The sequence below is a fragment of the Pseudomonas sp. GW822-FHT02E03 genome, assembly GCF_058802325.1.
Genome location: NZ_JBXAOA010000001.1, coordinates 329,402 through 338,791, shown reverse-complemented (window position 1 = coordinate 338,791; position 9,390 = coordinate 329,402). Strand labels below are relative to the sequence as shown.

General features: G+C 55.3%; 6 protein-coding genes and 4 tRNA genes (1 of these 10 running past the window's edge). All 10 read left to right on the top strand.

From position 1 onward, the window contains the following. Nucleotides 1–56, top strand: a tRNA-His gene (locus AC1RQB_RS01620); it begins 120 nt to the left of the window's first position. Between the two features lie 57 nt (nucleotides 57–113). After that, nucleotides 114–198 (top strand) — tRNA-Leu (locus tag AC1RQB_RS01615). A 78-nt stretch (nucleotides 199–276) separates the two neighbouring features. Beyond that, nucleotides 277–352: transfer RNA gene (locus AC1RQB_RS01610), tRNA-His, on the top strand. 400 nt (nucleotides 353–752) lie between these two features. After that, on the top strand, nucleotides 753–2,063 hold the full coding sequence (gene tig / locus AC1RQB_RS01605; RefSeq protein ID WP_008073093.1) for a trigger factor: 1,311 nt from the start codon (nucleotides 753–755) through the stop codon (nucleotides 2,061–2,063). A 93-nt stretch (nucleotides 2,064–2,156) separates the two neighbouring features. Continuing rightward, the gene (gene clpP, locus AC1RQB_RS01600) at nucleotides 2,157–2,792 is read left to right on the top strand and encodes an ATP-dependent Clp endopeptidase proteolytic subunit ClpP (RefSeq protein WP_007901795.1); all 636 of its coding nucleotides are present in this window, start codon (nucleotides 2,157–2,159) and stop codon (nucleotides 2,790–2,792) included. 113 nt (nucleotides 2,793–2,905) lie between these two features. After that, nucleotides 2,906–4,189: an ATP-dependent Clp protease ATP-binding subunit ClpX gene (gene clpX / locus AC1RQB_RS01595; protein WP_007946893.1), complete on the top strand. Its 1,284-nt coding sequence runs from the start codon at nucleotides 2,906–2,908 to the stop codon at nucleotides 4,187–4,189. Nucleotides 4,190–4,452: 263 nt separating this feature from the next. After that, nucleotides 4,453–6,849 (top strand): endopeptidase La, encoded by a 2,397-nt coding sequence (lon, locus tag AC1RQB_RS01590; protein ID WP_008073094.1) that lies wholly within the window; start codon nucleotides 4,453–4,455, stop codon nucleotides 6,847–6,849. 149 nt (nucleotides 6,850–6,998) lie between these two features. After that, the gene (locus AC1RQB_RS01585; RefSeq protein WP_002552737.1) at nucleotides 6,999–7,271 is read left to right on the top strand and encodes an HU family DNA-binding protein; all 273 of its coding nucleotides are present in this window, start codon (nucleotides 6,999–7,001) and stop codon (nucleotides 7,269–7,271) included. A gap of 53 nt (nucleotides 7,272–7,324) precedes the next feature. Beyond that, nucleotides 7,325–7,401 (top strand) — tRNA-Asp (locus tag AC1RQB_RS01580). Nucleotides 7,402–7,503: 102 nt separating this feature from the next. Continuing rightward, nucleotides 7,504–9,375: a SurA N-terminal domain-containing protein gene (locus tag AC1RQB_RS01575; protein ID WP_063343059.1), complete on the top strand. Its 1,872-nt coding sequence runs from the start codon at nucleotides 7,504–7,506 to the stop codon at nucleotides 9,373–9,375. The last annotated feature ends 15 nt before the right edge of the window (nucleotides 9,376–9,390 follow it).

The window sequence follows — 9,390 nt, the reverse complement described above, 5'->3', positions numbered from 1 at the left end:
AGAGCACGGGATTGTGACTCCCGTTGTCGTGGGTTCGATCCCCATCGTCCACCCCATATTTCGAAAGGCGCCAGATTAACAGTCTGGCGCCTTTGCTTTAACAGCTTCAATCCGCGGATGTGGTGGAATTGGTAGACACACTGGATTTAGGTTCCAGCGCCGCGAGGCGTAAGAGTTCGAGTCTCTTCATCCGCACCAAATAAAGCTTCACTCTTGCCGCTTGGCTTGGTTGGGGCTCAACAAAGAAGTTGTTTGGCTTCTTTGTCACGCAATATGGTGGGCGTAGCTCAGTTGGTAGAGCACGGGATTGTGACTCCCGTTGTCGTGGGTTCGATCCCCATCGTCCACCCCATATTTCGAAAGGCGCCAGATTTAACAGTCTGGCGCCTTTTTTGTTTCAGTTGTTTGAGTGTCGACGACTGCAGGTTGTGGGTCGCAGGGTCAGGTCGTTTCATCGTATTTATGTTTCTCGATGATGCACGATTTGTCCGCCGATCCCTTCGTGGGGTCGGCTGTCAGGGATGGATTGCCGATTCCTTCTATATATAGAAGGATGGGTGCAGAGCCTTGGCATGACTGGCTGTATTTGCTAACAGGGCGAGGCACAACCGTTTGTCCCCGCCTATAAATTGCCTGCTGCTTTTTTACCCGTTTTCAGTAGGGTGACTTCTTGAGTTTGACCCACTAGAATGCATGCCCTTGATTCTGGGGTCGGAAACGGCCGGCTAACGTCTGTGCAACGAGGAATATCCATGCAAGTTTCTGTTGAAAATACTACTGCTCTTGAGCGCCGCATGAGCGTCACCGTGCCGGCTGAGCGTATCGAGAGCCAGGTCAACAAGCGTCTGCAGCAGACCGCCCAAAAGGCCAAGATCGCTGGCTTCCGTCCAGGCAAAGTGCCAATGAGCGAAATCAAGCGCCGTTTCGGTGCTGACGCTCGCCAGGAAGCTGTAGGCGACGTAATCCAGTCTTCTTTCTACGAAGCTGTGGTTGAGCAGAAGCTGAACCCGGCTGGTCAGCCTTCGATCGAGCCTAAATCCCTGGAAGCAGGCAAGGACCTGGAATACGTAGCCGTATTCGAAGTGTTCCCGGAGTTCACCGTTGCCGGTTTCGAAGGTATCGCTGTCGAGCGCCTGAGCGCTGACGTGGCTGATGCCGATCTGGACAAGATGCTGGAAATCCTGCGTAAGCAGAACACCCGTTTCGAAGTCGCTGATCGCGCTGCTCAGAACGAAGATCAACTGAACATCGATTTCGTCGGCAAGGTCGACGGTGAAGTGTTCGCTGGTGGTTCCGCCAAAGGCACCCAGCTGGTACTGGGTTCCGGTCGCATGATCCCTGGCTTCGAAGACGGTCTGGTCGGCGCTAAAGCCGGCGAAGAGCGCGTTCTGAACCTGACCTTCCCTGAGGACTATCAGAACCTCGACCTGGCAGGCAAAGCCGCTGAGTTCACCGTGACCGTGAACACCGTTTCCGAGCCTAAACTGCCAGAGCTGACCGAAGAATTCTTCGCTCAATTCGGCATCAAGGAAACCGGTCTGGAAGGCTTCCGCACCGAAGTTCGCAAGAACATGGAGCGTGAACTGCGTCAGGCGATCAAATCCAAGGTCAAGAATCAGGTTATGGACGGTCTGCTGGCCACCAACCCGATCGAAGTACCAAAGGCTCTGCTGTCCAACGAAGTTGACCGTCTGCGCGTGCAGGCTGTTCAGCAGTTTGGCGGCAACATCAAGCCTGACCAACTGCCGGCCGAGCTGTTCGAAGAGCAAGCCAAGCGCCGCGTTGTGCTGGGTCTGATCGTGGCTGAAGTGGTCAAGCAATTCGACCTCAAGCCTGACGAAGCCCGCGTTCGCGAGATGATTCAGGAAATGGCTTCGGCTTACCAGGAGCCTGAGCAGGTTGTGTCCTGGTACTACAAGAACGACCAGCAACTGAACGAAGTCCGTTCGGTTGTGCTGGAAGAACAAGTTGTGGATACTGTTCTGCAGAAAGCTAGCGTGACCGACAAATCGGTCTCTTACGAAGAAGCTGTCAAGCCGGTAGAAGCTCCACAAGCCGACTGATCGTTTTTGCGGTAAGAAGCACACACCATAAGCCAGCCTTCGTGCTGGCTTATGCGTATTCAAGACATAACTATTTGGGAGTGACTGCAGAGCATGTTCCGTAATTCCTATATTCAGCAGAACTCTGATATCCAGGCCGCAGGCGGCCTGGTCCCGATGGTTGTCGAGCAGTCTGCTCGTGGCGAGCGCGCCTATGACATCTACTCGCGCCTTCTCAAGGAGCGAGTGATTTTTCTGGTTGGTCCGGTAGAGGACTACATGGCCAACCTGATCTGTGCGCAACTGCTGTTCCTTGAAGCGGAAAACCCGGACAAGGACATCCATCTCTATATCAACTCCCCGGGCGGTTCGGTCACGGCGGGCATGTCGATCTATGACACCATGCAGTTCATCAAGCCAAACGTGTCGACCACTTGTATCGGTCAAGCGTGCAGCATGGGCGCGTTTCTTCTGACGGCCGGTGCCCAGGGCAAGCGTTACTGCCTGCCGAACTCGCGTGTGATGATTCACCAGCCACTGGGCGGTTTCCAGGGCCAGGCTTCGGATATCGAAATCCATGCCAAGGAAATCCTCTTCATTCGTGAGCGTCTCAACACGCTGATGGCCAAGCATAGCGGGCGCACTCTTGAAGAAATCGAGCGCGATACCAACCGCGATAATTTCATGAGCGCTGAAGCCGCGCGTGAATACGGGTTGATCGATGAAGTGATCAACCAGCGCCCCGCTTAATAATAAGCAGCTCAAAATAGGGTTGGTCAGCTGGTCTGATCACCGGCGGGCTTGAAAAAGCCCGCAATAGCCTTCATCTTGTGTTGCAAGCCTATCGGATTTGGATCGAACGAATGACTGACACCCGCAACGGCGAGGACAACGGCAAGCTGCTCTATTGCTCCTTCTGTGGCAAAAGCCAGCATGAAGTACGCAAATTGATTGCCGGCCCCTCGGTCTTTATCTGCGACGAGTGCGTCGACCTGTGCAATGACATCATCCGTGAGGAGGTGCAGGAAGCCCAGGCCGAAAGCAGCGCGCATAAATTGCCTTCGCCTAAAGAAATCAGCGGCATCCTTGATCAGTACGTGATTGGTCAGGAACGTGCGAAAAAGGTTCTGGCCGTAGCGGTGTACAACCACTACAAGCGTTTGAACCAGCGTGACAAAAAGAATGACGACGTCGAACTCGGCAAAAGCAACATCTTGCTGATCGGCCCGACAGGCTCGGGTAAAACCCTGCTTGCCGAAACACTGGCCCGCTTGCTGAACGTTCCGTTCACCATCGCCGACGCAACCACCCTCACCGAGGCGGGTTATGTAGGTGAAGATGTCGAGAACATCATTCAGAAGCTGCTGCAGAAGTGCGATTACGATGTAGAAAAAGCCCAGATGGGTATCGTCTACATCGATGAGATCGACAAGATCTCGCGCAAGTCTGACAACCCGTCGATCACCCGGGACGTTTCCGGTGAAGGCGTGCAGCAGGCCCTGCTCAAGTTGATCGAAGGTACGGTCGCTTCCGTTCCACCTCAAGGTGGTCGCAAGCATCCGCAGCAGGAATTCCTTCAGGTCGACACCCGTAACATCCTGTTCATCTGCGGTGGTGCGTTCTCCGGTCTGGAAAAGGTTATTCAAAACCGTTCCACCAAGGGCGGCATTGGTTTCAACGCGGAAGTGCGCAGCAAGGAAGAAGGCAAGAAAGTCGGTGAATCCCTGCGTGAAGTCGAGCCTGACGATCTGGTCAAGTTCGGTCTGATCCCGGAGTTCGTTGGTCGTCTGCCGGTACTTGCCACGCTGGACGAGCTTGATGAGGCTGCGTTGATGCAGATTCTCACCGAGCCGAAAAATGCTCTGACCAAGCAGTATGCCAAGCTGTTCGAGATGGAAGGCGTGGACCTGGAATTCCGGGCTGACGCGCTGAAATCGGTCGCCAAACGTGCCCTGGAACGCAAAACCGGTGCCCGTGGACTGCGCTCGATTCTCGAAGGTGTATTGCTCGACACTATGTATGAAATCCCCTCGCAGTCCGAGGTGAGTAAAGTAGTGATCGATGAAAGCGTTATAGAAGGCAAGTCCAAGCCACTGTATATCTACGAAAACAGTGAGCCGGCTGCCAAGGCAGCGCCAGACGCCTAAGCGTCACACTGCTGAAATAAAGAAGGGGCCTTCGGGCCCCTTTGCTATTGTGGGAGCTGGCTTGTCGGATCGCCGCACCGCTGCGAAGGCAGCATGACATCCGACCTTTTTGGATGTATCCGGACCCATGCAGGCGCTACCGTAAGCGGCGATCTTTAAAGTGGTTTTTTTATCCGCTTGTTTTTTTTGAAAACAGCCCCCATCTTGGTTTCAAGCTTACTTCCATCTGTTTACGGCCTTATGGCCGCCGTAGAGGCGAAATCATGAAGACAACCATCGAATTGCCTCTCCTGCCATTGCGTGATGTCGTGGTTTATCCGCACATGGTTATCCCGCTGTTCGTGGGGCGCGAGAAATCCATCGAAGCCCTCGAGGCAGCGATGACGGGCGACAAGCAGATCCTTCTGCTGGCTCAGCGAAATCCTGCTGACGACGATCCCGGTGAAGAAGCACTTTATCGCGTAGGCACCATCGCTACCGTTCTGCAGCTGCTCAAGCTGCCTGACGGCACGGTCAAGGTTCTTGTCGAAGGCGAGCAGCGGGGCGCCGTGGAGCGCTTCAGCGAAGTCGACGGCCACTGCCGTGCCGAAGTTTCGCTGATCGACGAAGTCGACGCGCCTGAGCGCGAGTCGGAAGTGTTTGTCCGCAGCCTGCTGGCTCAATTCGAACAATATGTGCAGCTGGGCAAGAAAGTCCCCGCTGAAGTCCTGTCGTCGCTTAACAGCATCGACGAGCCAGGCCGCTTGGTCGATACCATGGCCGCGCACATGGCCCTGAAAATCGAGCAGAAGCAGGAAATCCTCGAAATCATCGATTTGTCGGCCCGGGTCGAGCACGTTCTGGCGTTGCTGGATGCCGAGATCGATCTGCTGCAAGTCGAAAAACGCATTCGCGGCCGCGTTAAAAAGCAAATGGAGCGCAGCCAGCGCGAGTACTACCTGAATGAGCAGATGAAGGCCATTCAGAAAGAACTGGGCGACAGCGACGAAGGCCACAACGAAATCGAAGAGCTGAAGAAGCGTATCGATGCCGCCGGTCTGCCGAAAGACGCGTTGGCCAAGGCTCAGGCCGAACTGAACAAGCTCAAGCAAATGTCGCCAATGTCCGCGGAAGCGACGGTGGTGCGTTCGTATATCGACTGGCTGGTTCAAGTGCCGTGGAAGGCCCAGAGCAAGGTGCGTCTGGACCTCGCTCGTGCCGAAGATATTCTCGACGCCGACCACTATGGTCTGGAAGAAGTCAAAGAGCGGATCCTCGAATACCTCGCCGTGCAGAAGCGCGTGAAGAAGATTCGTGGTCCGGTGCTGTGCCTGGTCGGTCCTCCCGGGGTGGGTAAAACCTCTCTGGCGGAGTCGATCGCTCACGCCACCAACCGCAAATTCGTGCGCATGGCCCTCGGTGGTGTGCGCGATGAGGCGGAAATTCGTGGTCATCGCCGGACTTATATCGGTTCGATGCCAGGAAGATTGATTCAAAAAATGACAAAGGTGGGCGTCCGCAACCCGCTGTTCCTGCTCGATGAAATCGACAAAATGGGCAGCGACATGCGTGGCGATCCGGCGTCGGCGTTGCTGGAAGTGCTCGATCCCGAGCAGAACCACAACTTCAACGATCACTATCTGGAAGTCGATTACGACCTGTCCGATGTGATGTTCCTTTGCACCTCCAACTCCATGAACATTCCGCCAGCGCTGCTGGACCGGATGGAAGTGATTCGTCTGCCGGGTTACACCGAAGACGAGAAGATCAACATCGCTGTCAAATATCTTTCGCCGAAGCAGATTACGGCCAACGGACTGAAGAAAGGCGAGCTGGAATTCGACGCCGAAGCGATTCGCGACATCATCCGCTACTACACCCGCGAAGCCGGTGTACGTGGGCTGGAGCGCCAGATTGCCAAGGTTTGCCGCAAGGCGGTCAAAGAGCATGCGATGGAAAAACGCTTCTCGGTGAAGGTCACTGCCGACATGCTCGAGCACTTCCTGGGCGTGCGTAAATTCCGCTACGGTCTGGCTGAGTCGCAGGATCAGATCGGTCAGGTCACAGGCTTGGCGTGGACTCAGGTGGGTGGCGAATTGCTGACCATCGAAGCCGCGGTCGTCCCGGGTAAAGGCCAGTTGATCAAAACCGGTTCTCTGGGTGACGTGATGGTCGAATCGATCACCGCAGCCCTGACCGTTGTCCGCAGCCGTGCGAAGAGCCTGGGGATTCCTCTGGACTTCCACGAGAAGCGCGACACCCATATCCATATGCCGGAAGGGGCAACGCCGAAAGATGGCCCTAGCGCCGGTGTAGGCATGTGCACGGCCCTGGTGTCAGCATTGACTGGCATTCCTGTACGCGCAGATGTTGCCATGACCGGCGAAATCACCTTGCGTGGTCAGGTGTTGGCGATTGGTGGTTTGAAAGAAAAACTGCTGGCTGCTCACCGTGGTGGAATCAAGACGGTGATCATTCCTGAAGAGAACGTACGCGATCTGAAGGAAATTCCTGACAATATCAAGCAAGATCTACAGATTAAACCAGTTAAATGGATTGACGAGGTCCTGCAAATTGCGCTGCAATACGCGCCGGAGCCCTTGCCGGATGTGGTTCCGGAGATCGTTGCAAAGGATGAAAAACGCGAGACTGACTCTAAGGAAAGAATTAGCACGCATTAGTACGCATTTGCCTGGGGGGCTTGTTGACAGTTTTTTAGAGCCCTTGTTATAAAGCGGCTCTTAAGTGTCTGTAGGCCATTCAGCACTCGTTTTTTTGCTTTTACCAAAAAACTTAGAATCAAACTCAAATAGATATAAGGGGACTTAGAGTGAACAAGTCGGAACTGATTGATGCTATCGCTGCATCCGCTGATATCCCGAAAGCTGCTGCTGGCCGTGCGCTGGACGCTGTAATCGAATCCGTCACTGGCGCTCTCAAGGCTGGTGACTCTGTTGTTCTGGTTGGTTTCGGTACCTTCTCCGTAACCGATCGTCCAGCTCGCATCGGTCGTAACCCACAGACCGGTAAGACGCTGGAAATCGCCGCTGCCAAAAAGCCAGGTTTCAAAGCCGGTAAAGCACTGAAAGAAGCTGTCAACTAAGTTCGATTCAGGTTTTTGCCTATCCGGGTCGGGGTCATTCCTGACTTGGCAGCGGAGCGGTAGTTCAGTCGGTTAGAATACCGGCCTGTCACGCCGGGGGTCGCGGGTTCGAGTCCCGTCCGCTCCGCCAGTTACGAGAAGGCGCATCCTCGGATGCGCCTTTCTTCTATCCGGATTCTACCCACGCTCCACGGTTGCCTAATTTTGAAGTTCAACCGTTTCTGGGGGACGCATGCTGCAGAATATCAGGGACAATTCACAAGGCTGGATTGCCAAGACCATTATCGGGATCATCGTTGTACTGATGGCTTTCACCGGTATCGAGGCCATTTTCCAGGCGACGACCAACAGCCAGGATGCGGCCAAGGTCAATGGTGAAGAAATCAGTCAAAACGAGCTGAACCAGGCGGTTGATATGCAACGCCGTCAGCTCATGCAACAGCTTGGCAAGGATTTCGATGCTTCCTTGCTCGACGAAAAAATGCTGCGCGAATCGGCCCTCAAAGGCCTGATCGATCGCAAACTGCTGCTGCAAGGCGCAGAAAAATCGAAATTCGCTTTCTCCGAAGCGGCTTTGGATCAGGTGATCCTGCAAACGCCTGAATTCCAGGTGGAAGGCAAATTCAACGCCGATCGCTTCGATCAGGTGATCCGTCAACTGGGCTATAGCCGTCTGCAATTTCGCCAGATGCTGGCTCAGGAAATGCTGATCGGTCAGCTACGTGCTGGCTTGGCTGGTAGCGGCTTTGTCACCGATGCACAGGTTCTGGCCTTCGCCCGTCTGGAAAAACAGACCCGCGATTTCGCCACCTTGAACGTCAAGGCAGATCCAGCGGCGGTGAAACTGACTGACGACGAAGTCAAAGCCTACTACGACGAGCACGCCAAGGAATTCATGACGCCGGATCAGGTGGTCATCGACTACCTCGAATTGAAGAAGGCGTCCTTCTTTGATCAGGTCGGCGTCAAGGACGAAGACTTGCAAGCGGCGTATCAGAAAGAAACCGCGAACCTGTCCGAGCAACGCCGGGCTGCGCATATTCTGGTCGAAGTGAACGATAAGGTGAGCGAGGCGCAAGCCAAGGCCAAAATTGAAGAAGTGCAGGCGCGTCTGGCCAAAGGCGAGAAATTCGAGGCTCTGGCCAAGGAGTTCTCCCAGGACCCAGGCTCGGCGAACAACGGCGGTGACCTCGGTTATGCAGGTCCAGGCGTCTACGATCCAGCGTTTGAAAAAGCCCTGTATTCGTTGGCCAAGGATCAGGTTTCGGAGCCGGTTCGCACTGACTTCGGTTTCCACTTGATCAAGCTGCTGGGCGTTGAAGCCCCTGAAGTGCCGACGTTTGCCAGCCTGAAAGACAAGCTGACCCGCGAGCTGAAAACCCAGCAGGTCGAGCAGCGTTTCGTCGAGGCGACCAAGCAATTGGAAGACTCGTCGTTCGAAGCCTCCGATCTGGCCCAGCCAGCACAAGACCTGAAGCTGACTGTCCACACGTCCGCGCCATTCGGCCGGGAAGGTGGCGAAGGTATTGCGGCCAATCGTGCCGTAGTGACCGCTGCGTTCAGTCCTGAAGTGCTGGATGAGGGTGCCAACAGCACCGCCATCGAGCTGGACCCGGAAACCGTGATCGTGCTGCGCGCCAAGGAACACCGCAAGCCAGAGCAACTGCCGCTGGAAAGCGTGGCTGCCAGCATCCGTGCGCAGCTGACCAAGGAGCATGCCAGTGCTGCCGCCAAGACCAAGGCTGATCAACTGATCGTCAGCCTGCGCGATGGCAAGACTGCACTGGACCAGGCGATCGATGGCCAGAACTGGAAAGTGACTCAAGCTGCGACGCGTGCTCAGGAAGGGGTCGACCCAACCGTGCTGCAAGCACTGTTCCGTATGCCCAAGCCGGTTGCCAAAGACAAGCCGACCTTCAGCAGCGTGACCCTGGCCGATGGTAGCCTGGTGATCGTGCGTCTGAACGGCGTGAACGAAGCTGCGGCGCCGACCGAAGAAGAGAAGGTTCAGTACCGTCGCTTCCTCGCCTCGCGCATTGGCCAGCAAGACTTCGCGGCTTACCGCAAGCTGTTGGAGAGCGAGGCTGAGATCAAGCGTTTCTGATGCTTGACTGAGCTT

What these genes read in the sequence shown, in the direction of transcription:
- tig (WP_008073093.1), top strand. Translation starts at nt 753, where the DNA reads ATGCAAGTTTCTGTTGAAAATACTACTGCTCTTGAGCGCCGCATGAGC.
- clpP (WP_007901795.1), top strand. Translation starts at nt 2,157, where the DNA reads ATGTTCCGTAATTCCTATATTCAGCAGAACTCTGATATCCAGGCCGCA.
- clpX (WP_007946893.1), top strand. Translation starts at nt 2,906, where the DNA reads ATGACTGACACCCGCAACGGCGAGGACAACGGCAAGCTGCTCTATTGC.
- lon (WP_008073094.1), top strand. Translation starts at nt 4,453, where the DNA reads ATGAAGACAACCATCGAATTGCCTCTCCTGCCATTGCGTGATGTCGTG.
- AC1RQB_RS01575 (WP_063343059.1), top strand. Translation starts at nt 7,504, where the DNA reads ATGCTGCAGAATATCAGGGACAATTCACAAGGCTGGATTGCCAAGACC.